24 protein-coding genes are annotated in these 24682 nt (G+C 65.7%); 5 read left to right on the plus strand and 19 right to left on the minus strand.

Annotated features, from left to right (window positions below; translation table 11 throughout):
• Nucleotides 1–113: 113 nt before the first annotated feature.
• The 3 genes from trmD to rpsP all read right to left on the minus strand — a co-directional run bounded on the left by trmD (nt 114) and on the right by rpsP (nt 2060).
• A complete protein-coding gene (gene trmD, locus C7401_RS10575) occupies nt 114–881 on the minus strand; it encodes a tRNA (guanosine(37)-N1)-methyltransferase TrmD (RefSeq protein WP_112171324.1) in 768 nt (255 codons plus the stop codon).
• Between the two features lie 56 nt (nt 882–937).
• Nucleotides 938–1699 (minus strand): ribosome maturation factor RimM, encoded by a 762-nt coding sequence (gene rimM, locus C7401_RS10580; RefSeq protein WP_112171476.1) that lies wholly within the window; start codon nt 1697–1699, stop codon nt 938–940.
• Between the two features lie 97 nt (nt 1700–1796).
• Nucleotides 1797–2060, minus strand: a complete 264-nt coding sequence (rpsP, locus tag C7401_RS10585; RefSeq protein WP_028206744.1) for a 30S ribosomal protein S16 — start codon at nt 2058–2060, stop codon at nt 1797–1799.
• 250 nt (nt 2061–2310) lie between these two features.
• Between rpsP and C7401_RS10590 the strand changes: the two genes are divergently transcribed.
• Both C7401_RS10590 and C7401_RS10595 read left to right on the plus strand, forming a co-directional pair.
• Nucleotides 2311–3468, plus strand: coding sequence for a PQQ-dependent sugar dehydrogenase (locus tag C7401_RS10590; RefSeq protein ID WP_373864431.1), 1158 nt, complete (start codon nt 2311–2313; stop codon nt 3466–3468).
• Nucleotides 3469–3585: 117 nt separating this feature from the next.
• A complete protein-coding gene (locus tag C7401_RS10595; protein ID WP_112171326.1) occupies nt 3586–4059 on the plus strand; it encodes an NINE protein in 474 nt (157 codons plus the stop codon).
• 15 nt (nt 4060–4074) lie between these two features.
• Here the strand turns inward: C7401_RS10595 and C7401_RS10600 are convergent, their stop codons facing one another.
• Nucleotides 4075–5250 carry a PA0069 family radical SAM protein gene (locus C7401_RS10600; RefSeq protein WP_112171327.1) on the minus strand — a complete coding sequence of 392 codons (1176 nt, stop codon included), beginning with the start codon at nt 5248–5250 and terminating at the stop codon, nt 4075–4077.
• Nucleotides 5251–5343: 93 nt separating this feature from the next.
• Nucleotides 5344–5832 carry an Lrp/AsnC ligand binding domain-containing protein gene (locus C7401_RS10605; protein WP_112171328.1) on the minus strand — a complete coding sequence of 163 codons (489 nt, stop codon included), beginning with the start codon at nt 5830–5832 and terminating at the stop codon, nt 5344–5346.
• A gap of 177 nt (nt 5833–6009) precedes the next feature.
• Between C7401_RS10605 and C7401_RS10610 the strand changes: the two genes are divergently transcribed.
• Entirely contained in the window at nt 6010–7296 is a 1287-nt protein-coding gene (locus tag C7401_RS10610) for a D-amino acid dehydrogenase (protein WP_112171329.1), read from the plus strand.
• Nucleotides 7297–7372: 76 nt separating this feature from the next.
• Here C7401_RS10610 and C7401_RS10615 read toward each other — a convergent pair whose 3' ends face one another.
• The 6 genes from C7401_RS10615 to C7401_RS10640 all read right to left on the minus strand — a co-directional run bounded on the left by C7401_RS10615 (nt 7373) and on the right by C7401_RS10640 (nt 13725).
• A complete protein-coding gene (locus tag C7401_RS10615) occupies nt 7373–9160 on the minus strand; it encodes an acyl-CoA dehydrogenase (RefSeq protein WP_112171330.1) in 1788 nt (595 codons plus the stop codon).
• Nucleotides 9161–9272: 112 nt separating this feature from the next.
• Complete coding sequence (locus C7401_RS10620; protein ID WP_112171331.1) at nt 9273–10208, minus strand: electron transfer flavoprotein subunit alpha/FixB family protein; 936 nt, start codon at nt 10206–10208, stop codon at nt 9273–9275.
• 14 nt (nt 10209–10222) lie between these two features.
• Entirely contained in the window at nt 10223–10972 is a 750-nt protein-coding gene (locus C7401_RS10625) for an electron transfer flavoprotein subunit beta/FixA family protein (protein ID WP_112171332.1), read from the minus strand.
• A 210-nt stretch (nt 10973–11182) separates the two neighbouring features.
• Entirely contained in the window at nt 11183–11992 is an 810-nt protein-coding gene (locus C7401_RS10630) for a MetQ/NlpA family ABC transporter substrate-binding protein (protein WP_112171333.1), read from the minus strand.
• A 55-nt stretch (nt 11993–12047) separates the two neighbouring features.
• Nucleotides 12048–12701 (minus strand): methionine ABC transporter permease, encoded by a 654-nt coding sequence (locus C7401_RS10635; RefSeq protein ID WP_112171334.1) that lies wholly within the window; start codon nt 12699–12701, stop codon nt 12048–12050.
• A complete protein-coding gene (locus C7401_RS10640; RefSeq protein WP_112171335.1) occupies nt 12691–13725 on the minus strand; it encodes a methionine ABC transporter ATP-binding protein in 1035 nt (344 codons plus the stop codon). The genes C7401_RS10635 and C7401_RS10640 overlap by 11 nt, the downstream gene beginning before the upstream one ends.
• A 314-nt stretch (nt 13726–14039) precedes the next feature.
• Between C7401_RS10640 and C7401_RS10645 the strand changes: the two genes are divergently transcribed.
• Nucleotides 14040–14930 (plus strand): alpha/beta hydrolase, encoded by an 891-nt coding sequence (locus C7401_RS10645; protein ID WP_181565550.1) that lies wholly within the window; start codon nt 14040–14042, stop codon nt 14928–14930.
• A gap of 21 nt (nt 14931–14951) precedes the next feature.
• Here the strand turns inward: C7401_RS10645 and C7401_RS10650 are convergent, their stop codons facing one another.
• Complete coding sequence (locus tag C7401_RS10650; RefSeq protein ID WP_112171336.1) at nt 14952–15764, minus strand: enoyl-CoA hydratase; 813 nt, start codon at nt 15762–15764, stop codon at nt 14952–14954.
• Between the two features lie 41 nt (nt 15765–15805).
• Nucleotides 15806–16732 (minus strand): histone deacetylase family protein, encoded by a 927-nt coding sequence (locus C7401_RS10655; RefSeq protein WP_112171337.1) that lies wholly within the window; start codon nt 16730–16732, stop codon nt 15806–15808.
• A 335-nt stretch (nt 16733–17067) separates the two neighbouring features.
• Between C7401_RS10655 and mltB the strand changes: the two genes are divergently transcribed.
• Nucleotides 17068–18225 (plus strand): lytic murein transglycosylase B, encoded by a 1158-nt coding sequence (mltB, locus tag C7401_RS10660; RefSeq protein WP_258396975.1) that lies wholly within the window; start codon nt 17068–17070, stop codon nt 18223–18225.
• A gap of 77 nt (nt 18226–18302) precedes the next feature.
• On the opposite strand, the gene cysM is transcribed toward mltB, so the two are convergent.
• The 6 genes from cysM to lapB all read right to left on the minus strand — a co-directional run bounded on the left by cysM (nt 18303) and on the right by lapB (nt 24631).
• Nucleotides 18303–19205 carry a cysteine synthase CysM gene (cysM, locus tag C7401_RS10665; protein ID WP_112171339.1) on the minus strand — a complete coding sequence of 301 codons (903 nt, stop codon included), beginning with the start codon at nt 19203–19205 and terminating at the stop codon, nt 18303–18305.
• Nucleotides 19206–19472: 267 nt separating this feature from the next.
• The gene (locus tag C7401_RS10670; protein ID WP_112171340.1) at nt 19473–19835 is read right to left on the minus strand and encodes a ComEA family DNA-binding protein; all 363 of its coding nucleotides are present in this window, start codon (nt 19833–19835) and stop codon (nt 19473–19475) included.
• Between the two features lie 73 nt (nt 19836–19908).
• Nucleotides 19909–20901 carry an ADP-glyceromanno-heptose 6-epimerase gene (gene rfaD / locus C7401_RS10675; protein WP_112171341.1) on the minus strand — a complete coding sequence of 331 codons (993 nt, stop codon included), beginning with the start codon at nt 20899–20901 and terminating at the stop codon, nt 19909–19911.
• A gap of 117 nt (nt 20902–21018) precedes the next feature.
• Complete coding sequence (rfaE1, locus tag C7401_RS10680; RefSeq protein WP_112171342.1) at nt 21019–22011, minus strand: D-glycero-beta-D-manno-heptose-7-phosphate kinase; 993 nt, start codon at nt 22009–22011, stop codon at nt 21019–21021.
• Nucleotides 21983–23380 (minus strand): UDP-glucose dehydrogenase family protein, encoded by a 1398-nt coding sequence (locus C7401_RS10685; protein WP_112171343.1) that lies wholly within the window; start codon nt 23378–23380, stop codon nt 21983–21985. The genes rfaE1 and C7401_RS10685 overlap by 29 nt, the downstream gene beginning before the upstream one ends.
• Before the next feature lie 75 nt (nt 23381–23455).
• Nucleotides 23456–24631: a lipopolysaccharide assembly protein LapB gene (gene lapB / locus C7401_RS10690; protein ID WP_112171344.1), complete on the minus strand. Its 1176-nt coding sequence runs from the start codon at nt 24629–24631 to the stop codon at nt 23456–23458.
• Nucleotides 24632–24682: the final 51 nt, after the last annotated feature.

Here is a 24682-nt window from a genome sequence, read left to right on the forward strand (position 1 = left end):
TGCAGGATGCGCTCTGCAACTACGGCCCCGATAGAGGATGGATTCACAACTGGCGCCGTTCACGCATGAAGCGGCACCGCCTTTTGCGCCCCTTGTCGCGCCCGCCCGAAGCCTTACGCTTCGTTCGCGCCCTTCGCGAGACTAGCGAGCCATGCCTCGTCGGCACGGCTCAACATCTTGTTCTTCCTGGCCCGCTCGATCAGATCGGGCCGCTTGCTCCACGTGTTGCGCAACGCCTCGCGGCGACGCCACAACTCGATTTCCGCATGATGGCCGCCAAGCAGCACATCGGGCACACGCTCGCCGTCGTATTCCTCGGGGCGCGTGTAATGCGGGCAGTCGAGCAGACCGTCGACGAAGCTGTCCTGCACCGCCGACAGCGCGTCGCCGAGCACGCCCGGCAGATTGCGCACCACGGCGTCCATCAAGGCCATCGCGGGCAATTCGCCTCCCGAGAGCACGAAGTCGCCGAGGCTCACTTCTTCGTCCACGCAGCGGTCGACGAGACGCTGGTCGATCGCTTCATAGCGGCCGCACAACATCACGAGACCCGGCTCCTGCGCGAACTGCATGACGCGTTCGTGCGTGAGCGGCTTGCCTTGCGGCGACATCAGCAACACGCGCGGCGCGCTCACGCCGACTTCCGCCTGCGCGGCTTTCGCCGCGCCGATCGCCGCTTCGAGCGGCTTGGCCAGCATGACCATGCCGGGGCCGCCGCCGTACGGGCGGTCGTCGATCGTACGATAGTTGTCGGTCGTGAAATCGCGCGGATTCCACGTGCGCAACGTGTAACGCTGCTGCTTCGCCGCCCGGCTGGTGATACCCCAGTCGGTCAGCGCGCGGAACATCTCGGGAAAGAGCGTAACGACATCGAACTGCATCGCTCTCTCCGTTCAGCGAAATTGAATCAGGGCGCGCGGTGTGGACACCGCGTTGCTTAGTAGTCGGCTTCCCAGTCGACGACGATACGCTTCGCCGCCAGGTCCACCGTCTTCACGAACACGCCGACGAACGGGATCAGGCGCTCACCGGTGACCGGCTTGCCCTCCTTGTCCGTGGACGGGTACGTGACACGCAACACCGATTGCGCGCCATTGTCGATCAGGTCGGCAACCTTGCCGAGCTCGACACCGGCCTCGTTGGCCACATCGAGGCCGATCAGGTCGACCCAGTAATACTCGTCGGCCGCGGGCGCGGGGAATTCGGCCCGGCTCACGTACACGCGTGCACCGCGCAACAGCAGCGCGGCGTCGCGGTCGGCCACGCCCGAAAGCTGGCCCACGACACTGTCAGCATGAATCTTGGCGCTCACGCACAGCGCGGAATGACGCTCGCGCGGCTGACCCTCGCGGCCCTTGAGGAGCCACCAGCGCTTGGCGGAAAGCAACGCGCGTCCGTCCTGAGCGTGCGGCGCGATCTTCAGCCAGCCCTTGAGGCCATAGGCGTCGATCACGGCGCCGACCTCGACTGCGTCGGCAGGCCAGCTCGATTCGGTTTCGGCGTGCAGGCCTTCGGCGGCGGGCGCAGCTTTCGCGGCGCTCTCGCGAGCAGGCTTGCGCACGAACGCGCCAAACGACGGCGCGCCGCGGCTCGCTGCCTTGCCGGCGCCACTGGACGCCGCGCCGGTTGCAACGGTGGGCGCCCCGCTCTCCGACGCGTCGTTCGCCTCTACGGCAGATTTAGCGTCATGCGCGGACATCGGCACCCCTTGCGACCAGCTTGATATCGCACACGCGGCTCATGCAGCGCGTACGTGGGTAAAACACAGACAACAGACTGAAAAGACGCTTAAAGACTTAAGCAGCCGGCGCAGCGGCGGCGGTCTTTTGCGCTTCCTTCACGAGGCGCTCGACGGCCGGCGACATTTGCGCGCCGTTTTCCTTCCAGTACGTCACGCGATCTTGAGCGATACGCAGCGTTTCACCCTTGGTGGCGACCGGGTTGTAGAAGCCCACGCGTTCGATGAAACGGCCGTCGCGACGGTTGCGCGAATCGGTTGCGACGATGTTGTAGAACGGGCGCTTCTTCGAGCCGCCGCGTGCCAGACGGATGATGACCATACTAAAATCCTTGAAAACCGGGGGTTCGGGACTACTGAAACATGCGATTATAGCCCGAATCTGGAGGCATAACAAACACTTAACAGGAAATTGCGCGCACTCGCGCGGAAAGCGGCGAAATACGGTGGTCAAATCGTGGTCAAGCGGCGGTCAACCTGCGGCTCATGCCCATGACGGGCGGGCCTTGGAGCGTATTGTGGCGATTTTCGGACAGCTTGTGCAGTGGACGCCACGCCAATGGGGCGGCGGCGTGCGTGGTTCCACCCTCTTTTCGGGCCCAGGCCGCGCCGCCGGACGCCGTGCCGTTGCGTGGCTCGCCTTTGCCGCCGCGCTGCTCGCGGCGCCCTTCGCCCATTCGGCGCTTCCCATCGAGCGCATCAAGCTGCCGCCGGGATTCCACATCGAAGTCCTCTCCGACGACGTTCCCGGCGCGCGCGAAATGACGCTCTCCAGCAACGGCACGCTCTATGTCGGCAGCTTTCAAGGCAACGTCTACGCGCTCGAACTGAAAAACGGCAAGCTCGACAAGCGCCACGTCGTGGCCTCGGGGCTCACGATGCCGGTCGGGGTGGCCTGGCGCGACGGCGCGCTCTATGTCTCGGCCGTCTCGTCGATCGTGCGGCTCGACGACATCGATCACCACCTGGACAACCCGCCCCGGCCCGCGATCGTCACGAGCGCCCTGCCCACCGAGCGCCATCACGGCTGGAAGTTCATCGCCTTCGGGCCCGACGGCAAGCTCTATGTGCCGCAAGGCGCGCCGTGCAACGTCTGCCTGCCGGCGAACGACCCGCAGCGCGTGCATTTCGCGATGATCGGACGCATGGACGCCGACGGCTCGCACTACGAGACCATCGCGCGCGGCGTGCGCAACACCGTGGGCTTCGCGTGGCATCCGCAAACGCACGAGTTGTGGTTCACCGACAACGGCCGCGACATGCTCGGCGACGATATCCCCGACGACAAGCTCAACCGCCTTTCGCACACAGGCGAGGACTTCGGCTTTCCGTACTGCCACGGCGACAACGTGGCCGACCCCGAATTCGGCGCAGGCCATCCTTGCAGCGGCTTCACGCCGCCGGTCGCGAAACTCGGCGCGCATGTCGCCTCGCTCGGCATGCGCTTCTATACGGGCTCGATGTTCCCCGCCGCCTACGCGAACAGCATCTTCATTGCCGAGCACGGCTCGTGGAACCGCAGCAAGAAGGTCGGCTACCGCGTGGTGCGCATCAGCGCCAACCCCGACGGTTCGAACGCGAGGCAAGACGTGTTCGCGCAAGGCTGGCTCAATTCCGACGAAACCCAATGGGGCCGCCCCGCCGACGTGCTGCCGTTGCCCGACGGATCGCTTCTCATCAGCGACGACTACGCGGGTGCGATCTATCGCGTGACCTACAGCAAGCCGTGATGCAGCGCCAGGCTTACGCCCGGCGGCATACGTGGTGCCGGGCATAAGCGCACGCTTGTCCCGCGCGGCGGACGCACGGCTACAATCCCCAGCGGCCGTCCACGATCGCACCAGCCCATGCCCAACGAGAAGAACCTCACACGCTTTCGCTCCAAGACGCTCACTGCCGCGCTCGCCTTCCTGTTTGGCAGCCTCGGCGCGCACCGCTTCTATCTGTACGGGCCGCGCGACTTCTGGGGCTGGGCGCACGCGCTCGCCACGCTCATCGGTATTCCCGGCGTGCTGCTGCTTGCCGCCACGGAGCGCGCCTCGATTCCCGGCTGGGTGCTCGCCGTGATTGGCGCCGTTTCCGTGCTGTCGGCGTTTCTTGCGGCGATCGTCTACGGCCTGCGCCCCGACGCCAAATGGGATGCGCAGTTCAACCCCGCCTTCGCGGAGAACGGCCGCACGAGCCGCTCGGGCTGGACGGTGATCTTCGTCGTGATCTTCTCGCTGCTGATTGGCGCGTTCCTGCTCATGACGGGCCTCGCGCTCTCGTTCCAGACGTACTTCGAATCGCAGGTCGAAGCCGCGAAGGCGATCTCGCAGTAACGCCGCGGCGCGCGCTCAGAACAAGTCAAGCTGCGGCTTTTCGCGCACGGTCTTCGCCTGCACGAACGCCGACATGTCGAGAATGCCGTGGCGGCGCTCGTTGAGCCCGAGGCGGCGCACGGCGTTGTGAAAGCGCTGCGTGAGCAGGTCCGCCCAGAGACCCGTGCCCTTCATGCGCTGGGAAAAAGCCGACTCATAGTCCTTGCCGCCGCGCATGTCGCGCACGCGGCTCATCACCCGCTCCGCGCGCTGCGGGAAATGCGCCGCCAGCCAGTCCTGAAAAAGCGGCGCGACTTCCCACGGCAGGCGCAGCACGATATAGCTCGCGCTCGTCGCGCCCGCCTCGGCGCAGGCTTCGAGCACGCGCTCCATGTCGGGCTCGGTCACGAAGGGAATCACCGGTGCGATGCTCACGCCCACCGGCACGCCGGCTTCGGCCAGCGTGCGAATCGTGCGCAGCCGCCGCGCCGGCGTAGCCGCGCGCGGTTCGAGCGAGCGCGCGAGATCGGCGTCCAGCGTGGTGATGGTGATGGCGGCCATGAACTGCTTGCGCGCCGCCATCGGCGCGAGGAGGTCGAGATCGCGCTCGATCAGCGAAGACTTCGTGATGGCCGCGAACGGGTGATGGCGCTCGGCCAGCACCTCGATCACGCGGCGCGTGATGCGCAAGTCGCGCTCGACGGGTTGCCAGGCGTCGGTGTTCACGCCGAGCGCGATGGGCTCCGGCTCGTACGACGGCTTCGCGATTTCCCGCGCGAGCAGTTCCGCCGCGTTGACCTTCGCATAGATGCGGCTTTCGAAGTCGAGGCCCGGTGACAGGCCGAGATAGCTGTGCGTGGGGCGCGCGAAGCAATAGATGCAGCCGTGCTCGCAACCCCGGTACGGGTTGAGCGAAACGTTGAACGGAATGTCGGGCGACTGGTTGCGCGTGAGGATGCTTTTCGCGCGCTCCTCGAAGACTTCGGTGCGCAGCGTGGGCTCAGCAGCGTCTTCGCCCACTTTCCCCTCCCCGCACTCTCCGCCCTGCGCGTTCTCGCGGCCGCCCGCTTGCTGCCAGCCGTCGTCGAACGCTTCGCGCTGGTCGACTTCGTAACGCCCCTGGAGGTTCGTGACCGCACCGCGCCCCTTGCGCGCCGTGGGCGGCGCAACGGGATACCAGGCGTCGGGATCGTGGGGATGAGAGTCGGTCACGGCTGAAACGGGAAGGACATGAAGAACGCGGCTCGATACTGTATAAATATACAGTATCGAGCCGCGTTGTCGAGTCCTAAAAACAGGGCGCTTTCAGTCGCCCACCGCGATCGTCAGCGTCTCCTTGATCTCCTCCATCACCACGTAGCTCTTCGACTGCACCGCGCCCGGCAGTTGCAGCAGGATGTCGCCGAGCAGCTTGCGGTAGTCGGCCATCTCGCCAATGCGCGCCTTGATCAGATAGTCGAAGTCGCCCGAAACGAGGTGGCATTCGAGCACCTCGGGAATCTTCTGCACCTCGCGGCGGAACTGGTCGAACATGTTGCCGCTTTTGTGGTCGAGCGTGATCTCCACGAACACGAGCAGCGCCGCGCCCAGCACGCCGGGATTCACGCGCGCGTAGTAGCCCGTGATGACGCCGTCGCGCTCCATGCGCTTCACGCGCTCGATGCACGGCGTAACTGAGAGTCCGACCTGCTCCGCGAGGTCCTTCATGGCCATGCGACCGTCTTCCTGGAGCAGTTTCAGGATGCGATGGTCGAGCCGGTCGAGCGCACGGACCGGTTGGCGCTGCGTTCTCATGATTTATTCCTGAAAAACAGAGAAATACGATAACAAAACCTAGAGATACAACAATAGCATAGCTGTAATAACTGGCTACATCCGAAATTTCGTGCCTTCCACCCTATCGGTGCCGCAACACGGCAATCAGGGTCCCCGGCAACGCGGCGTAGCCCCACCAATCTCTAGGGAGCAGCTATGCGAGTCGTCGTGTTGGGCAGTGGTGTGGTCGGGGTGGCCAGCGCCTGGTATCTCGCCCGCGCGGGCCACGAAGTCACGGTGATCGACCGCGAGGCGGGTCCCGCGCTCGAAACCAGCTTTGCGAACGCCGGCCAGATCTCGCCGGGTTACGCCGCGCCGTGGGCGGCGCCGGGCGTCCCGCTCAAGGCGATCAAGTGGATGTTCGAGAAGCACGCGCCGCTCGCCATTCGCCTCGACGGCACGAAGTTCCAGTTGCAGTGGATGTGGCAGATGCTGCAAAACTGCACCACCGAACGCTACGCGCTCAACAAGGGCCGCATGGTGCGCCTCGCCGAGTACAGCCGCGACTGCCTGCAAGCGCTGCGCGCCGACACCGGCATCCACTACGAAGGCCGCACGGGCGGCACGCTCCAGGTGTTCCGCACGCAACAGCAATTCGAAGGCGCGGCGAAGGACATCGCCGTGCTCAAGGAAGCCAACGTGCCGTATGAGCTGCTCACCGCCGCCGAACTCGGCCGCGCCGAACCGGCGCTCGCCGCGGTCTCGGGCAAGCTCACGGGCGGCCTGCGCCTGCCCGGCGACGAAACCGGCGACTGCCAGATGTTCACCACGCGCCTCGCCGCGATGGCCGAGGAACTGGGCGTCAAGTTCCGCTACAACACGCCGATCGACGGCCTCGCCATGCAAGGCGACCGCATCGCCGGCGTGCAATGCGGCAGCGAACTCGTGCGCGCGGATTCGTATGTGGTCGCGCTCGGCTCCTTCTCCACGAAGATGCTCGCGGGCCTCGTGAAGATTCCCGTCTACCCGCTCAAGGGCTACTCGATCACGGCGCCGATCGTCAACGCGGATGCCGCACCGGTTTCGACCGTGCTCGACGAAACCTACAAGATCGCGATCACGCGCTTCGACGACCGCATCCGTGTGGGCGGCATGGCGGAAATCGTCGGCTTCGACAAGACGCTGAAGCAGGCGCGCCGCGAAACGCTCGAAATGTGCGTGAACGACCTGTTCCCGGGCGGCGGCGACACGTCGAAGGCCACCTTCTGGACGGGCCTGCGCCCGATGACGCCGGACGGCACGCCCGTGGTCGGCCGCACGCCGATCTCGAACCTGTTCCTGAACACGGGCCACGGCACGCTGGGCTGGACGATGTCGTGCGGCTCGGGCCAACTGCTCGCCGACCTGATTTCGGGCAAGCAACCCGCGATCCGCGCCGACGACCTGTCGGTCCACCGCTATCTCGGCGACACGCAAGGCTCGCATCGCCCGGCCTATGCCTGATTGGCCAGCGGCATGAACGAACACGGCGCCCTCGGGCGCCGTGTTTCATTTCTCGCGGCTCATGCGATGCGCGGCGTCAGAACTGGTCCTCCGAAAGCGCCAGCACGCCCTCGCCGCCATTCGCGCTGACGATCGCCGCTTCGAGCGCCACCGCTTGCGGCAACACGTGCTGCGCAAAGAACTGCGCCGTGGCGATCTTCGCGCCATGAAACTTCGGATCGGACGCCATGAGGCGCTGCGAGGCGAGCATGGCGCGCGCCATCTGCCAGCCGCCCAGCACGATGCCCGCGAGCTTCAGATACGGCACGCTGCCCGCGAATACCGCGTTCGGGTCGCTTTTCGCCTTCGCCAGCACGAAGTCCACGACCGAGGCCAGCGCCTCGCGACCGAGCGCCAGGTGCTTGCGCATCGACTCGAACGCCGCGCCTTCGTGCGCGCCGAGCGCATCGACGGTCTGCCCGATATCGCCGAGCAGCGCCCTGGCGGCCGCGCCGCCGTCGCGCAGCGTCTTGCGCCCCACCAGGTCGTTCGCCTGGATCGCCGTCGTGCCCTCGTAGATCGGCAGGATGCGCGCGTCGCGATAGAACTGCGCCGCGCCCGTCTCCTCGATGAAACCCATGCCGCCGTGCACCTGCACGCCGAGGCTCGTCACCTCCAGCGCGAGTTCGGTGCTCCAGCCCTTCACGATCGGCACGAGGTACTCGTAGCGCGCCTGATGCCGCTCGCGGGCGGCCTCGTCGGGCGCGCCATGCGCGCGATCGCTCTCGCTCGCCGCAACATAGGCGAGCGCCCGCGCGGCTTCGGTCAACGCGCGCATCGTGCCCAGCATGCGGCGCACGTCGGGGTGATGGATGATGGTCACCGCCTGCTTCGCGGAGCCGTCCACGGGGCGGCTTTGCACGCGCTCTTTCGCATAGGCGAGCGCCTTCTGGTACGCGCGATCGGCAACGGCCACGCCCTGCATGCCCACGGCGAAGCGCGCCGCGTTCATCATGATGAACATGTATTCGAGGCCGCGATTCTCCTCGCCGATCAACTGGCCGAGCGCACCGCCCTGATCGCCGAATTGCAGCACTGCGGTCGGGCTCGCCTTGATGCCGAGCTTGTGTTCGATCGACACGCAATGCACGTCGTTGCGCGCGCCGAGCGTGCCATCATCGCCCACGAGAAACTTCGGCACGATGAAAAGCGAGATGCCCTTCACGCCTTCGGGCGCGGTGGGCGTGCGCGCGAGCACGAGATGGACGATGTTTTCCGCCATGTCGTGCTCGCCCCACGTGATGAAAATCTTCGTGCCGAACAGCTTGTACGTGCCGTCGCCCTGCGGCTCGGCGCGCGTGCGCACGGCGGCGAGATCGGAGCCCGCCTGGGGCTCGGTGAGATTCATCGTGCCGGTCCAGTCGCCCGAGATGAGCTTCGGCACGAAGCGCTGCTTCTGCGCTTCGCTGCCGGCGGTGAGAAGCGCCTCGATGGCGCCGTCGGTGAGCAGCGGGCACAACGCGAACGAGAGATTCGCCGCGTTGAGCATTTCCATGCACGGCGTGCCCACGAGTTTCGGCAGGCCCTGTCCTTCGTAGTCCTGTGGATGTTGCACGCCTTGCCAGCCACCCTCCACGTATTGCCGGAACGCTTCCTTGAAACCGGGTGTGGCGTGCACGACACCGTTTTCCCACCGGCTCGGATTGCGGTCGCCTTCGGTGTTGAGGGGCTCGATCACCTCGCCGCACAGCTTCGCGGCTTCCTGCAACACGGCTTCGACGGTTTCGGGCGTGGCGTCTTCGCCGCCCGGCAGCCTGGCGATCTCCTCCAGGCCGGCCAGCTCCTTCATGACGAACAGCATGTCGCTCGTGGGCGCGTGGTACATGGCAGTCTCCTCAAATGACAAAGGGGCGCCGCGGCGCCCCTTTGTTGCTTCGTCTCACGCCGTGCGTTCAATCATGATCGCAGCGCTCGATCGCTCGGTTCTACGGCTGGCTTCAGCCGAGTTCCTTCACGAGTTCCGGCACGACCGTGAACAGGTCGCCCACGAGGCCGTAATCGGCCACGCTGAAAATCGGCGCTTCCTCGTCCTTGTTGATCGCGACGATGACCTTCGAGTCCTTCATGCCGGCCAGATGCTGAATCGCGCCCGAGATGCCGACCGCCACGTACAGTTGCGGCGCGACGATCTTGCCGGTCTGACCGACTTGATAGTCGTTCGGCACGTAGCCCGCGTCCACGGCCGCGCGCGATGCGCCCAGTGCTGCGTTGAGCTTGTCCGCCAGCGGCTCCAGCACCTTCGTATAGTTCTCGCCGCTGCCCAGACCGCGGCCGCCCGAGACGATGATCTTCGCGCTCGTGAGTTCCGGGCGGTCGAGCTTCGTGACTTCACGGCCGACGAATGCCGACTTGCCGCTGTCCGCTGCGGCGTCGAGCTTTTCGATTGCAGCGCTGCCGCCTTCGGCCGCCACTGCGTCGAACGCCGTCGTACGCACGGTGATGACCTTGACCGGATCGGCCGATTGAACCGTCGCGATGGCGTTGCCCGCGTAGATCGGACGCTCGAACGTGTCCGGCGAATCCACGGCGGTGATATCGCTGATCTGTGCGACGTCGAGCTTCGCGGCGATACGCGGCGTGACGTTCTTGCCCGCTGCCGTTGCCGGAGCCAGGATGTGCGTGTAGTTCTTCGCAATCGCGATGACCGTCGCTTCGACGTTCTCGGCGAGACCCTGTTCGAGTTGCGGCGCGTCGGCGAGCAGCACCTTCGCCACGCCTGCGATCTTCGCTGCTGCGTCCGCAGCCGCTTGCGCGTTGTGGCCCGCGACCAGCACGTGCACGTCGCCGCCAATCTTCTGTGCTGCGGCGACGGTGTTCAGCGTCGCGGCCTTGATCGAGTGATTGTCGTGTTCAGCAATAACCAGATTCGTCATTTTCGTCTCGCTCCTTACAACACCTTGGCTTCCGTCTTCAGCTTCTCGACCAGCGTCTTCACGTCCGGCACCTTCACGCCTGCCGAGCGCTTCGGCGGCTCGACGACCTTCAGCGTCTTCAGACGCGGCGTGACGTCAACGCCCAGGTCTTCCGGCTTGAGCGTTTCGAGCGGCTTCTTCTTCGCCTTCATGATGTTCGGCAGCGTGACGTAGCGCGGCTCATTGAGGCGCAGGTCCGTCGTGACGACTGCGGGCAACGTGAGCGACAGCGTTTCCGCACCGCCGTCCACTTCGCGCGAAACCGTAGCCTTGCCGTCGGCGACCACGACCTTCGAAGCGAACGTGGCTTGCGGCAGGTTCGCGAGCGCCGCGAGCATCTGGCCGGTCTGGTTCGAATCGTCGTCGATCGCCTGCTTGCCGAGGATCACGAGCTGCGGCTGTTCCTTGTCGACCAGCGCCTTCAGGAGCTTGGCGACAGCCAGCGGCTGGAGGTCTTCATTCGACTCGATCAGGATCGCGCGGTCCGCGCCGATCGCGAGCGCCGTGCGCAGCGTTTCCTGCGCCTGCGCCACACCGGCTGAAACGGCGATCACTTCCGTCGCCACGCCCGCTTCCTTCAGGCGCACCGCTTCTTCCACGGCGATTTCGTCGAACGGGTTCATCGACATCTTCACATTGGCGATGTCGACGCCCGTGCCATCCGACTTCACACGAACCTTCACGTTGTAATCGACTACGCGTTTGACTGGCACAAGGACTTTCATTCACATGCTCCGAAGTTACGAATACGTCAACCTGGCGGACATTATAGCGATAGCCCTGTCGGGCCGATCTGCCACCAGCAATTTTCACGAACCACCGCTGCCGCACCCCGGTCGTCAGTAGCGAACGATCGTGCGATTTTACGGTGGAAAAAACCCGGGCATCAAGCCCGGGCGCCGATAAATATCTCTAAATTCATCGCCTGGAGGCGCTTACCAGGAGGAGATGACCGCGCCGCCGAACTTGGTTTCGATGAACTGCTTCACCTCCGGCGAGTGGTACGCGGCCACCAGTTTCGCTACCCAAGGCTTGTTGCGATCGGCTTCGCGAATCGCGAGGATATTCACGTACGGCCCCTTCGGGTCTTCGATTGCGATCGCGTCCTGTTTCGGCTTCAGGCCCGCTTCCATCGCGAAGTTCGTGTTGATCGCCGCGACGTCCACATCGTCGAGCGAGCGCGGAATCTGCGCGGCGTCCAGTTCGACGATCTTCAGCTTCCTGGGGTTTTCCACGATGTCGAGCGGCGTGGCCTTCAACCCTGCGCCGGCGCGCAACTTGATGAGACCCTGGCTTTGCAGCAGCAGCAATGCACGGCCGCCATTCGTCGGATCATTGGGCACCGCGATACGAGCGCCCGGCTTTAGTTCGGAGAGCGATTTGATCTTCTTCGAATAGATGCCCATCGGGAACGTGACCGTGTCCGCGATCTTGATGAGCTTGTAGCCGCGATCCTTCACCTGCGCGTCGAGATACGGCGCGTGCTGGTAGCTGTTGGCGTCGAGGTCGCCGCCCGCGAGCGCCGCGTTCGGCTGCACGTAGTCGGAAAACTCGACGATCTTGATGTTCAGGCCGTTCTTCGCGGCCACACTCTTCACGACTTCCATTACCTGCTCGTGCGGGCCGCCCGTCACGCCCACCTTGATGGTTTCGTCCGCGTGCGCGGTCATGGGCGCAAGCAGCGGTGCGATGAGCGAAGCCGCGCCGAGCGCCGCCGCGAGCCGGATCATGAAACGACGTTGCATACCAAACCTTTGTCTTGTGTAGTTGTGTGGATCGAAAGAACGCTTGTTTTAAGGCTTATTTGTGGCTCAGGCGTCGCACCAGCCAGTCGCCGAACGACTGCACGATTTGCACGAACACGATCAGGATCACGACGACGAGCAGCATGATTTCGGGTTCGAAGCGCTGATACCCGTAACGGATGCCGAGGTCGCCCAGACCGCCGCCGCCAATCGCGCCCGCCATCGCCGAATAGCCCACGAGCGAGATGAAGGTGATGGTGAGCCCCGCCACGACACCGGGCAGCGACTCGGGCAGCAACACCTTGAAGACGATCTGGCTCGTGCTCGCGCCCATGGCCTGGGCCGCTTCGATCAGGCCGCGATCGACTTCGCGCAGCGCGGTTTCCACGAGCCGCGCGATGAACGGCGCGGCGGCGATGGTGAGCGGCACGATGGCGGCCGCCGTGCCGATCGACGAGCCCACCACGAGACGCGTGAACGGAATCACGGCGACGAGCAGGATGATGAACGGCGTGGAGCGCACGGCGTTGACGATCACCCCCATCGCGCGATTCGCGGCGATGTTTTGCAGCACGCCGTTGCGGTCGGTGAGATAGAGCAGCACGCCGAGCGGCAGGCCGATGGCCGCGCCCACGAGTCCCGAGATGCCCACCATGACGAGCGTTTCCCAGAACGACTGGACGAACATGTCGAACATTTCACTCCACATGGGACAGTTCCTCCACCACCACGCCTTGCTCGCGCAGCCATGCCATGGCCTGCGCCACCTTCACCGGTTCGCCGCCCGCGAGCACCGCGAGCGAGCCGAACGCCTGCCCCTGGATCTCGTCGATCTGGCCGTGCAGGATGTTGAAATCGAGTTCGAAGCGGCGAATCGTCTCCGACAACACCGGCTGGTCGACGCCTGTGCCCGTGAACGCGAGGCGCAGCAGATGGCCGCTGCCCTTCGAGAGATGCTCGGCCACGCGCGCCTTGAGCCCCGGCGGCAGTTCCTGGGCGATCACGTCGCCTAGCAGCGCGCGCGTGACTTCGTGGCGCGGCTGCAAGAACACGTCGATCACGGGACCGCTTTCCACCACGCGGCCCGCGTCGAGCACGGCCACGCGGTCGCACACCTGTTTGATCACTTCCATCTGGTGCGTGATCATCACGATGGTCAGGTTCAGCTCGCGATTGATCTTGCGCAGCAGGTCGAGAATGGCGCGCGTGGTTTCGGGGTCGAGCGCCGAGGTCGCCTCGTCCGAGAGCAGCACCTTGGGCTTGCTCGCGAGCGCGCGCGCAATGCCCACGCGCTGCTTCTGGCCGCCGCTGATCTGCGAGGGATAGCGATCCTTCTGCGCGGTGAGGCCCACGAGTTCGAGCAGCGGCAGCACCGTCGCTTCGATCTCGGCGCGCTTCACGCCCGCAAGCTCCAGCGGCAGCGCGACGTTGTCGAACACCGTGCGCGACGAGAGCAGATTGAAGTGCTGGAAGATCATGCCGATCTCGCGGCGCGCTTCGCGCAGGTCGGCCGACGAGAGCGACGTGAGCGTGCGCCCGTTGACGACGATGTCGCCTTCGGTGGGCCGCGTGAGCAGGTTGATGGTGCGCACGAGCGTGCTCTTGCCTGCGCCGCTGCGCCCGATGATGCCGAACACTTCGCCCGGCGGAATCGTCAGATTGACGTTATGCAGCGCCTCGATCCAGCCTTGTGGGCCGGCGAAGCGCTGGGACACGTTTCGAATTTCGATCATGGGAAAAAACGAAACGGCGGGTGTGCCGCGCGCCGCTCGCGTTGCCCGCACCCATCTGGATGGATCGCGGAAAACGCGTCGCGCCGGCAGACAGCCGCCGTTTGCTGGACTGGATTTAGCCCACCATTTTACCCTGGCACGCAAAATTCCTTTTAATAATCAATTTCGATAATTTCATAACTCATATGCATTAGAGGGTTTCGGCAGCCTGCGCTCTGCCGCCCCGCCGCTACACTGCTGCCGATAGCCCGACGCCGACCCCGCACACCCAGCCAGAGAGCGAGATGGAGACAAGTCAGACCTTCGGCACGGCGATGCCTGCCCAACCTGCCGGACGAGCCGAACAAGCCGAGCCAGCCGCCGAACGCTCGACCCTGCGCACGCGCGACGGCGTGGAGCTGCCGCTCTACGCATGGCGTGCGCCGACACCGCCGCGCGCGGCGCTCGCGCTCGTGCACGGGCTGGCCGAGCATGCGGGCCGCTACGCGGCGCTCGCCGCGCGGCTCAATGCCGCGGGCATCGACGTTTATGCGATCGATCTGCGCGGTCACGGGCGGGCGCCCGGCCGCCGCGCGTGGGTGGCCCGTTTCGACGAATACCTTGACGATGCGGACGCGCTGCTCGCTCACGCAAGCGCGCAATGCGCGACACGGCACACGCCGCTCTTTCTGATGGGTCACAGCATGGGCGGCGCGATCGCCGCGCTCTACGCGGTCGAACGCCTGCCGCAAACGCGTGTGCCGCTAGCGGGCCTCCTGCTGTCCAGCGCCGCGCTCGCGCCCGGCCGCGACGTGCCTGCGTGGATGATCGCCGCAAGCCGTGTCGTCAGCGCAATCTGGCCGCGCTTTCCGGCCATGAAGATCGACGCCGCACTGCTCGCGCGCGATAGCGCGGTGGTCGAGGCCAACCGCGCCGATCCGCTCGTGCATCACGGGGCGATTCCCGCACGCACGGGCGCTCAATTGCTGGAAGCGATGAAACGCATCGAAGCGGGCCGCGCGGATCTGCGCGTGCCCGTGCTGATCTGGCACGGCACCGGGGACAAGCTCACCGAGCCCGAAGGCAGTCGCGCGTTCGGCGCAAACGTGGGATCACCCGACCGCACGCTCACGCTTTACGAAGGGAGCTATCACGAAACGCTCAACGATCTCGACCGCGAGCGCGTGATCGGCGCAATGATCGACTGGATCGAGCACCATTGCTGAGCGCCTGAGCGCCTGGGATCGCTATTTCGCCCCGCGTTTCTCGATGAACGCCTGCACGCCGTCGAGCGCGGGGTCGGTCATCATGTTGCAGGCCATCGTCTGGCCGGCCAGCTGGTAGGCGGCTTCGACGCCCATCTCCAGTTGCCGGTAGAAGAGGCCCTTGCCCGCCTCGACCGCCTCGCGCGGCTTCGCGCAGATGCTTGCGGCAAGCGCCGTCACGGCGGCATCGAGTTCGTCGGCGGCGACCACGCGGTTCACGAGCCCCTCGCGCTGCGCACGGGCCGCGTCGATGAACTCGCCCGTCATGAGCATCTCGAAGGCCGCCTTGCGCGAGACGTTGCGCGACAGCGGCACGGCCGGCGTCGAGCAGAAAAGCCCCAGGTTGATGCCCGAAACGGCAAAGCGCGCCGTGTCCGCGGCCACCGCGAGATCGCACATCGCGACGAGCTGGCAGCCGGCCGCCGTCGCCACGCCCTGCACGCGCGCGATCACGGGCTGCGGCATTTTCTGGATCGCCAGCATCATCTTCGAGCAGCGCTCGAACAGTTTCGCGTAGTAGCCGCGCGAGGGCTCCGCGCGCATTTCCCGGAGATCGTGGCCCGCGCAGAACGCGCGCCCCGCCGCCGCGATCACGACCACGCGCGCATCGGATTTCGCGAGCGCGGTGAGTTCGGCATGCAGCGCGTCGATGAGCGCCTCGGAAAGCGCGTTGAACGCATCGGGACGATTCAGCGTGAGACGCACGACGCCCGGCACGCCATACGCATCGCGCGTGATGTCGACTAGCGGCGCCGCGTCGGCGGACGACGGCGATGCGGACGGGATTGCGCTCATGATGCGGGTCTCCTTCGTTCGATGCGGCGCACGCGGCGCCCTTAAATGTCCGCCAGCACGCGCAGGTGCGCGACCACGCTGCGGCCGAGCGCCGAGAGGTTGTAGCCGCCTTCGAGGCAGCTCACGATGCGCCCCTTCGCATGGCGGTTCGCCACGGCGCGAATCTGCTCGGTGATCCACGCGAAGTCGTCCTCGACGAGCCCCATGTTGCCGAGGTCGTCTTCGCGGTGCGCGTCGAATCCTGCGGAGACGAACACCATCTGCGGCTTGAAGGCCTCCAGGCGCGGCAGCCACATGATGTCGATGGCCTCGCGCACTTCCATGCCCTTGGTGCGCGCCGCGATCGGCAGGTTGACCATGTTCGGCGCGGGATTGTCCGCGCCCGTGTACGGATAGAACGGATGCTGGAAGAAGCTGCACATCAGCACGCGCGAGTCGCCCGCGAAGGCCGCCTCGGTGCCGTTGCCGTGATGCACGTCGAAGTCGATGACCGCCACGCGCTCGAGGCCGTGGACTTCGAGCGCATGGCGCGCCGCGACCGCCACGTTATTGAAGAAGCAAAAACCCATGGCGCGCGCGGGTTCCGCATGGTGGCCGGGCGGCCGCACGCTGCAAAACGCGTTCTCGTAGCGGCCCGCGAGCACCGCGTCGGTGGCGGCGATCGCCGCGCCCGCCGCGCGCAGCGCCGCCTGCAACGTGTGCGGATTCATCAGCGTGTCGGAGTCGATGCTCGCGTAGCCTTCCGTGGGCGAGGTGGCGCGAATGTAGTCGATATGCGCCTGGGTGTGCACGCGCAGGAGCGCAGCATCGGTCGCGAGCGGCGACGATTCGTCGCGCTCGATCAGCGCGTCGATGCGGCTCGCGATCAACTGATCTTCGATCGCCTGCAACCGCGCCGGGCATTCAGGATGCCATTCGCCCATCTCGTGCAGCAGGAAGTCGGGGTGAGTGAAGAAACCGGTCGTCATGGGTCGCACTGCCACGGGCTTCGCGCATGGGCGCGGCCGCGGGTCTCCTTCTGTTTTTCGTCTGGCTGCGCGCCGGCCGGCGCGCGAACATGCATCACGTTACCACAGCGCCCTGGCCCCCACGCTGCACCCCGGCACAGCATGGCCTGTTCACGCAGGGCGCCGGTTATACTGCCCGGGTTCAACCTGGACCGTATTCACCCTCCTCTCTCATGACGCTCAAGACCGCTCTGTCCACCTCCGGCCGCTCACGCCACACGACTCTCGCACTCGCGCTTTGCGTCGCGGCGTCGCTGTGCGCCGGCGCGGCGCGCGCGCAAACATCCGCGCCGAAAATGCGACAGAAACCGCTCCCGCTCGCGCAGGCGCAGCCGCAAACGCCCCCGCAGCAGGGCCAGACGTTCGAGGAGGAAATCGTCCCGCAGCGCTATGCGAACAATCCGGATGTCGCCGCGTTCATCAACGACATGGTCGCGCGCTACGACTTCGACCCCACGGCGCTGCAAGCGCTGTTCGCGAGCGCGAACTACTCGGCGACGGCCGTGAAGCTCGTCACGCCCTCGCCCGTTCCCGGCGTCAAGAACTGGCGCGTCTATCAGTCGCGCTTCCTCGACCCGGTGCGCATCAACGCGGGCGTGCGCTTCTGGCGTGCGAACCAGGCCACGTTGCAGCGCGCCGCCGACGAGTTCGGCGTGCCGCCCGAGGTGATCGTGGGCATTATCGGCGTGGAGACGATCTACGGGCGCTACATGGGCAACTTCCGCGTGCTCGACGCCCTCACGACGCTCGCGTTCGACTACCCGAATACGCCGAACCGCGCCGATCGCATGGCAACGTTTCGCAAGAATCTCGAGGACTACCTCGTGTGGACGCGCGACGCGCAGATCGACCCGTCGTCGGTGCTCGGCTCGTACACGGGCGCGATCGGCATTCCGCAGTTCCTGCCGAGCAGCATCGTGCAATACGCCGTCGATTACGAGGGCAACAACCACATCGACCTGCGCGCGAGCCCGGCCGACGCGATCGGCAGCGTGGCGAACTACCTGAAGCAGAACGGCTGGGAAACGGGCCGCCCCGTGGTGTGGAATATCGCGAGCGACCCAGGCAGCCAGGGCATTGCGCAGGCCGCGGCGGACGGCAAGCCGGAACCGCGCTGGCCGCTCAGCCAGTTGCTCCGTTCGGGCCTCGTGCTCGACCAGCCGGACGTGGATATCGCCGCCGAGGCGGGCACGCCCATCACGGTGATCGATCTGCCCACGCCGGGCCGCGCCACCGAGTACAAGCTCGGGCTCAAGAACTTCTATGTGCTCACGCGCTATAACCGCAGCTTCTTCTACGCGCTCGCGGTGTATCAACTGGGCATGCGCGTGAAGGCGCAGATGCTGGCGACGCAACCGGGCGTGGGCGTCGGTCCGTCGAACGGAAACGGAAACGGCATCAACGGGAATGGCAACGGCATGAACGGCTCGGGCACGGCGCCGGCCGAACAGTAAAGCCCAACCCGTCGTCAGAAAACAAAACGGCCTTCGGAAGCACCGAAGGCCGTTTTTGCATGTGCGCTTCGAAACGCTCAGGCCGGGAACACACCCGTGGACAGATAGCGGTCGCCGCGATCGCAGACGATGAACACGATCGTCGCGTTTTCGAGCTGGCGTGCAAGGCGGATCGCCACTTCGCAGGCACCGCCCGACGAAATCCCGGCAAAGATGCCTTCGACCGAAGCCAGACGCCGCGCCATGTTTTCGGCGGCGGCCTGGCTCACGTTTTCCACGCGATCCACGCGGCTGCGGTCGAAAATCTTTGGCAGATAGGCTTCGGGCCACTTGCGAATGCCCGGAATACGCGAGCCCTCCTCGGGCTGCGCGCCGACGATCTCAATGGCCGGGTTCTTTTCCTTGAGGAACTGGGACGTGCCCATGATCGTGCCCGTGGTCCCCATCGACGAAACGAAGTGCGTGATGCGCCCTTCCGTGTCGCGCCAGATTTCCGGGCCGGTGGCCTCGTAGTGTGCAAGCGGATTGTCGGGATTGGCGAACTGGTCGAGGATGATGCCCTTGCCGTCGCGCTGCATTTGCTCGGCGAGGTCGCGCGCATATTCCATGCCGCCCTTCACCGGCGTGAGCATGATTTCCGCGCCATAAGCGGCCATGCTCTGGCGGCGCTCGACGGAGAGGTCCTCCGGCATGATGAGCACCATCTTGTAGCCGCGAATGGCCGCGGCCATCGCGAGCGCGATGCCCGTGTTGCCGCTCGTGGCTTCGATGAGCGTGTCGCCCGGCTTGATGCGGCCGCGCTCCTCGGCCTTGCGGATCATCGAGAGCGCCGGGCGGTCCTTCACCGATCCCGCCGGGTTATTGCCTTCCAGCTTGGCCAGAATGACGTTGTTGCGGGCGCGGATTTCGTCGTCCGGCAGGCGGACGAGCTGCACGAGCGGGGTGTTGCCGATCGTGTCTTCAATGGTCTTGTAGGGCATGGGATGGCAGTAAGGCGCAATTACGTGATCCGTCGATTCTAAACCACGCGGGCCGCCGCCGCAGGGGACCCCTGATGCCGGTATGGACGTAAGCCGCCGTCATTCCCTCCGTCTATGCCTGCGCACGTGCAGCGAGGCACTGCAAAAAGCCCGCGGCCGGGCCGCGGGTCAACGTCGCGGGTCAACCTCACCTGAGCGACACCTGAAGGAGACTGCCGCCCCGCGACGGCGATGCACGACGCGCGGGGGCACAACGCAAGAAGACGCCTACTTCTTGACGGTCACGGTGGCCGGCTGCGGGGTACCCGCCTTCGCGGGCGTTGCCTGTGCAACCTTCGCCGGCTGGGTTGCCTGGGCCGCTTGGGCATTGGCCGGACCGACCGACAATCCTTCGGCCTGCAAACGTTCGACGGTATGGCCGCCCAGGCCCTTCACGCGCTTGCCGAGGTCGGTGGCGTCCTTGTAGGGGCCGTGCGCGCCGCGCTCGTCGAGAATGGCCTTGGCGCGCGCGGGCCCGATGCCCTTGATGCCGCGTAGCGCGTCTTCGTTGGCGGTGTTGACGTCCACGGCCGCGAAGGCGTGACCGAATACGGCCAGAAGCGCGGCCGCCGCAAGGATTTTTCGGAACATGCTGGATCTCCCTGAAAACGCCGGCGACCATCGCCGGCGAGGAGAGTCCAGTTTATGAAGTCAGGGCTTCGCGTTACACCTGGCCAGAAAGCCAACGTACGTAACGATCCACACCTTCCTGCACCGTCAGGAACGGCGCGTCGTAGCCCGCGGCGCGCAGCTTCGACTGATCCGCCTGCGTGAAGCATTGATACTTGCCGCGCAGCGCGTCGGGAAACGGGATGTACTCGATCAGCCCTTCCTTCACCTGCTCCGCGAGCGTGAGCGCGGGCTTGCCTTCCATCGCACGCAGCGTGTTCACCACGCTCGTCGCGATGTCGTTGAAGGGCTGCGCGCGCCCGCTGCCCAGATTGAAGATGCCCGTCTTCTCCGGATGATCGAAGAAGAACAGGTTGACCTTCACCACGTCCTCCACCGAAACGAAGTCGCGCGTCTGCTCGCCCGGCGCGTAACCGTTGTACTCGCCGAACAGCTTCACGCGGCCTTCCGCGCGGAACTGGTTGAAGTTGTGGAACGCCACCGAAGCCATGCGCGCCTTGTGCGTCTCGCGCGGGCCGTACACGTTGAAGTAGCGAAAGCCCGCGATCTGGCTTTGCGCCGTGGGCAGCACGCGGCGAATGACCTGGTCGAACAGGAACTTCGAGTAGCCGTACACGTTGAGCGGCGCTTCCACCTCGCGCTCCTCAACGAAGCGCGTCGAGCCGCCATAGATCGCCGCCGACGACGCATACAGGAACTGCACGCGCTGCGTGAGGCAGGTGTCGAGCACGGCGCGGCTATAACGGAAATTGTTGTCCATCATGTAGCGGCCGTCGGTTTCCATGGTGTCCGAACAGGCGCCTTCATGAAAAACCGCGCGCACGTCGCCGAAATCGCCGCGCGTGAAGCGCTCGACGAACTCGGTCTTGTCGATATAGTCGTCGATCTCGCAATCGACGAGGTTCCTGAACTTGTCCGCGCGGGTGAGGTTGTCGACGGCGATGATGCGGTCTTCGCCGCGTTCGTTCAGCGCCTTGACGATGTTGCTGCCGATGAAGCCGGCCGCGCCGGTGACGATGAGGGTCATGATAGGTCTGCGGTGACGAGGTTCACGCGATGTTGATACGAGGTTGACCCACAACCGGGAAAACTCTCCAGAAATCCCGGCCGGAGCCGCGGGCGCCATGCGCCCGTGCGCGGAACGTTATTGAAAGAGTTCGTCGTAGTCGACGGTGGCCGTACCGAGCTTGCCGACCACGATGCCGGCCGCGCGGTTCGCGAGCGCCACGCACTCGACGAGCGGCAATCCCGCGCCGAGCATGGCGGCAACGGTTGCGATCACCGTGTCGCCGGCGCCCGAGACATCATACACTTCGCGCGCATCGGCCGCCGCGTGCAGCACGCCGGCCTCGGAAAAGAGCGTCATACCCTCTTCCGAGCGCGTGAGCAGCAGCGCGTCGAGTTGCAGTTCGCGGCGCAGCTTCGTCACGCGCGCGAGCAGGTCCTCTTCCGACTTCCACGTGCCGACCACTTCGCGCAGTTCCGCGCGATTCGGCGTGATGAGGCTCGCGCCGTGATAGCGCTCCCAGTCGTCGCCCTTCGGATCGACGAGCACCGCCTTGCCCGCGGCGCGCGCCTTCGAGATCATCTGCGTGACGTGCGTGAGGCCGCCCTTCGCATAGTCCGACATGAGGATCACGTCGTGCGTGGGCAGGAGCGCGTCGAAGCGTGCGAGGCCCGAGAGCAGCACCTCGTGCGCGGGCGTGTTCTCGAAGTCCACGCGCAGGAGCTGCTGCTGGCGCGAGAGCACGCGCAGCTTGATGGTGGTCGGCAGCGCGGGATCGCGCTCCAGGTACGCATCCACGTGGCTCTCGCCGAGCAGGGCGACGATGCGCTCGCCGGGCTCGTCGTGGCCTACCACGCACAGCAGGCCCGCATGGGCGCCGAGCGCCGCCGCGTTGCGCGCCACGTTCGCCGCGCCGCCAAGGCGGTCTTCCTGGCGCTGCACGTGCACGACCGGCACCGGCGCTTCGGGCGAAATGCGGTTGACGTCGCCGAACCAGTAGCGGTCGAGCATGACGTCACCCACCACCAGCACGCGCGAGTTCGCGAGCGTCTCGCGCGGCACGACGCGCACATCGGGCGCGATCGTGGCGGCAAGCGTGGTTTCAGGCCGCGGAGTTAGCGAGATTGACATGGGGCCGCCCAATCGAATGATAGTCAATGCCCAGTTCCGCCATCGCGTCGGGCTCGTAGAGATTGCGTCCGTCGAAGATACGCGGCGTCTTGAGCACCTTCTTCAGGTGTGCGAAATCGGGCGCCTTGAACGCGGTCCATTCGGTCACGATCACAAGCGCGTCCGCGCCCGTGAGCGCGTCGTCCTGGTTCGCCGCGAACGTGAGGCGCGCATGCTGCTCGGGCGCTTCGGCGAGATCGAGCGCGAACACGCGCTTCGCTTCGTCGGCCGCGACCGGATCCCACGCCGCCACCGTCGCGCCGCGCGCGAGCAGATCGGCGATCAGGCGTCGGCTCGGCGCCTCGCGCATGTCGTCGGTGTTCGGCTTGAACGCAAGCCCCCACACGGCGAAATGCCTGCCCGCGAGGTCTTCGCCGCACTGCGTGACGATCTTCCTCACAAGCACTTCCTTCTGCCCGTGATTGACGTCCTCGACCGCTTCGAGAATGCGCAGGTTCTGGCCCGACTCCGCACCCGTGCGGATCAGCGCCTGCACGTCCTTCGGGAAGCACGAGCCGCCATAGCCGCAGCCCGCATAGAGAAAGTGATAGCCGATGCGCGGATCGGAGCCGATGCCGCGGCGCACCGACTCGATGTCGGCGCCCACGCGGTCGGCGAGATTGGCCATCTCGTTCATGAACGAGATGCGCGTGGCGAGCATGGCGTTGGCCGCGTACTTCGTGAATTCGGCGGAGCGCACGTCCATGTAGATCGTGCGTTCGTGGTTGCGGTTGAACGGCGCGTAGAGGCGCTTCATCTTTTCGCGCGCGGTGTTGCCGTTCTCGTCTTCGTCGATACCGATGATGATGCGGTCCGGGCGCATGAAGTCGTCCACGGCCGCGCCTTCTTTCAGGAACTCGGGGTTCGAGACGACCGAGAAACGATGGTCCGCGCTCTGCGCGAGGCCGCGTTTCGCGAGTTCTTCGGCGAGCACGCCCTGCACGCGCTGCGCCGTGCCGACCGGCACCGTCGACTTGTCGACGATTACCTTGAAACCGTTCATGTAGCGGCCGATGCTGCGCGCCGCTTCGAGCACGTATTGCAGATCCGCCGAGCCGTCTTCGTCGGGCGGCGTGCCCACGGCGATGAATTGCACGTCGCCGTGTTCGACGCTGGCCGCGATGTCGGTGGAGAACGTGATGCGTCCGGCCGCGCGGTTGCGCGCGATGAGTTCGAGCAGGCCCGGCTCGTGAATCGGCACGCCGCCGCCGTTGAGAATGTCGATCTTGCGCGGATCGACATCGAGACAAAACACGTCGTGGCCGATTTCGGCAAGGCACGCACCGGTAACGAGGCCGACGTAGCCGGTACCGATAATGGTGATCTTCATAGGCGCTCCGGTGACAGATGCTGATGAGATGGAATGACTGAGGGCGCGCCAGGCTCGGCGCGCCCCACCCTGGACTCAGCTCGAAGCGGGCACCGGCTCGACGCGACGCGGCGCATAGGTTTCCCAGCCGCTGCATCCCGGGCACTGCCAGTAGAAGAGGCGCGCCCGGAAGCCGCAATTCTGGCAGGTATAGCGTGGCAGATTCTTGGTGCGCTGCTGGAGCAGCTTGCGCATCAACTCGAGTTCGCTGCGGCGCGGCTCTTCGGCCGTAGCCTGCTGGGCCTCGAGCAGGCGCGCCATGCCGGCGAGGTTCGGCGACTTCTGCATCTGCGTGCGGGCGAGCGCGTGCGCGGCATCGGCGCCACGCAGCTCGGCCACGTATTTATAGGCCACGTCGAGCAGATCGTTCGACGGATAGGCATCGACCCACGTGGTGAGCAGCTGGGCGCCCTCTTCCGCGCGGCCCAGCGTCTCATAGGCCTTCATGACCTTCTCGGCCACGAGCGGCAGATACGCGGGATTCTGCGCCTCGACTGCGCGCCAGTGGGCAAGCGCGGTTTCGGCCGCACCGCTGGCCGCATCGACATCGCCCGCGAGGATCGTCGCGCGCACGTTCTGCGCATTGGCCTTGAGCGCGAGCGCGAGCTGGCGCCGCGCCTCGTCGGCCTTCTTCTGCTGGAGCGCTTCCTGCGCGAGCTCGCAATGGAACTGCGCGATCTCCAGGTCGAGCGACGCCGCGCCCATGGTTTCGAGCCCGCGCGCGGTCTCGATGCAGCGGTTCCAGTCCTTCTCGATCTCGTAGATCGCGAGGAGCGCGCGCTGCGCGCCGAGCGCGAAGTCGCCCGACTTGAGCTTGCCGAAGGTTTCCTCCGCGCGGTCGAGCATGCCCGCCTTGAGGAAGTCCTGGCCGAGTTCATAGAGCGCATGATCGCGCTCGTTCACGGGCAGGTCCGAGCGCGAGAGCAGATTCTGATGCACGCGGATCGCGCGGTCTGTCTCGCCGCGGCGGCGAAACAGATTGCCGAGCGCGAAGTGCAGTTCGACGGTTTCAGGGTCGAGCTTGGCGACCTCGATGAACGCGTCGATGGCCTTGTCCGGCTGCTCGTTGAGCAGGAAGTTCAGGCCGCGAAAATACGAGCGCGGCAAATTGGCGCTTTCGGAAAGCAATGCTTTCAGATCGTAGCGCGACGCCATCCAGCCGAGTGCGAAAGCCACGGGAATGACGAGGAGCCACCAGAAATCGAGATCCATGCGAGCGATGGTGTGAACGGGAAAACAGCCGCACGCTCAAGGCGCGCGGCA

This window comes from Paraburkholderia unamae, from assembly GCF_003268775.1.
In the GTDB taxonomy this organism is placed as follows: domain Bacteria; phylum Pseudomonadota; class Gammaproteobacteria; order Burkholderiales; family Burkholderiaceae; genus Paraburkholderia; species Paraburkholderia unamae.

Bases quoted from the DNA above. Each gene is read 5' to 3' on its own strand.
- trmD (WP_112171324.1), bottom strand. From the start codon at position 881: ATGCAGTTCGATGTCGTTACGCTCTTTCCCGAGATGTTCCGCGCGCTG.
- rimM (WP_112171476.1), bottom strand. From the start codon at position 1,699: ATGTCCGCGCATGACGCTAAATCTGCCGTAGAGGCGAACGACGCGTCG.
- rpsP (WP_028206744.1), bottom strand. From the start codon at position 2,060: ATGGTCATCATCCGTCTGGCACGCGGCGGCTCGAAGAAGCGCCCGTTC.
- C7401_RS10595 (WP_112171326.1), top strand. From the start codon at position 3,586: ATGCCCAACGAGAAGAACCTCACACGCTTTCGCTCCAAGACGCTCACT.
- C7401_RS10605 (WP_112171328.1), bottom strand. From the start codon at position 5,832: ATGAGAACGCAGCGCCAACCGGTCCGTGCGCTCGACCGGCTCGACCAT.
- C7401_RS10610 (WP_112171329.1), top strand. From the start codon at position 6,010: ATGCGAGTCGTCGTGTTGGGCAGTGGTGTGGTCGGGGTGGCCAGCGCC.
- C7401_RS10615 (WP_112171330.1), bottom strand. From the start codon at position 9,160: ATGTACCACGCGCCCACGAGCGACATGCTGTTCGTCATGAAGGAGCTG.
- C7401_RS10620 (WP_112171331.1), bottom strand. From the start codon at position 10,208: ATGACGAATCTGGTTATTGCTGAACACGACAATCACTCGATCAAGGCC.
- C7401_RS10625 (WP_112171332.1), bottom strand. From the start codon at position 10,972: ATGAAAGTCCTTGTGCCAGTCAAACGCGTAGTCGATTACAACGTGAAG.
- C7401_RS10630 (WP_112171333.1), bottom strand. From the start codon at position 11,992: ATGCAACGTCGTTTCATGATCCGGCTCGCGGCGGCGCTCGGCGCGGCT.
- C7401_RS10635 (WP_112171334.1), bottom strand. From the start codon at position 12,701: ATGTGGAGTGAAATGTTCGACATGTTCGTCCAGTCGTTCTGGGAAACG.
- C7401_RS10640 (WP_112171335.1), bottom strand. From the start codon at position 13,725: ATGATCGAAATTCGAAACGTGTCCCAGCGCTTCGCCGGCCCACAAGGC.
- C7401_RS10645 (WP_181565550.1), top strand. From the start codon at position 14,040: ATGCCTGCCCAACCTGCCGGACGAGCCGAACAAGCCGAGCCAGCCGCC.
- C7401_RS10650 (WP_112171336.1), bottom strand. From the start codon at position 15,764: ATGAGCGCAATCCCGTCCGCATCGCCGTCGTCCGCCGACGCGGCGCCG.
- C7401_RS10655 (WP_112171337.1), bottom strand. From the start codon at position 16,732: ATGACGACCGGTTTCTTCACTCACCCCGACTTCCTGCTGCACGAGATG.
- mltB (WP_258396975.1), top strand. From the start codon at position 17,068: ATGCGACAGAAACCGCTCCCGCTCGCGCAGGCGCAGCCGCAAACGCCC.
- cysM (WP_112171339.1), bottom strand. From the start codon at position 19,205: ATGCCCTACAAGACCATTGAAGACACGATCGGCAACACCCCGCTCGTG.
- C7401_RS10670 (WP_112171340.1), bottom strand. From the start codon at position 19,835: ATGTTCCGAAAAATCCTTGCGGCGGCCGCGCTTCTGGCCGTATTCGGT.
- rfaD (WP_112171341.1), bottom strand. From the start codon at position 20,901: ATGACCCTCATCGTCACCGGCGCGGCCGGCTTCATCGGCAGCAACATC.
- rfaE1 (WP_112171342.1), bottom strand. From the start codon at position 22,011: ATGTCAATCTCGCTAACTCCGCGGCCTGAAACCACGCTTGCCGCCACG.
- C7401_RS10685 (WP_112171343.1), bottom strand. From the start codon at position 23,380: ATGAAGATCACCATTATCGGTACCGGCTACGTCGGCCTCGTTACCGGT.
- lapB (WP_112171344.1), bottom strand. From the start codon at position 24,631: ATGGATCTCGATTTCTGGTGGCTCCTCGTCATTCCCGTGGCTTTCGCA.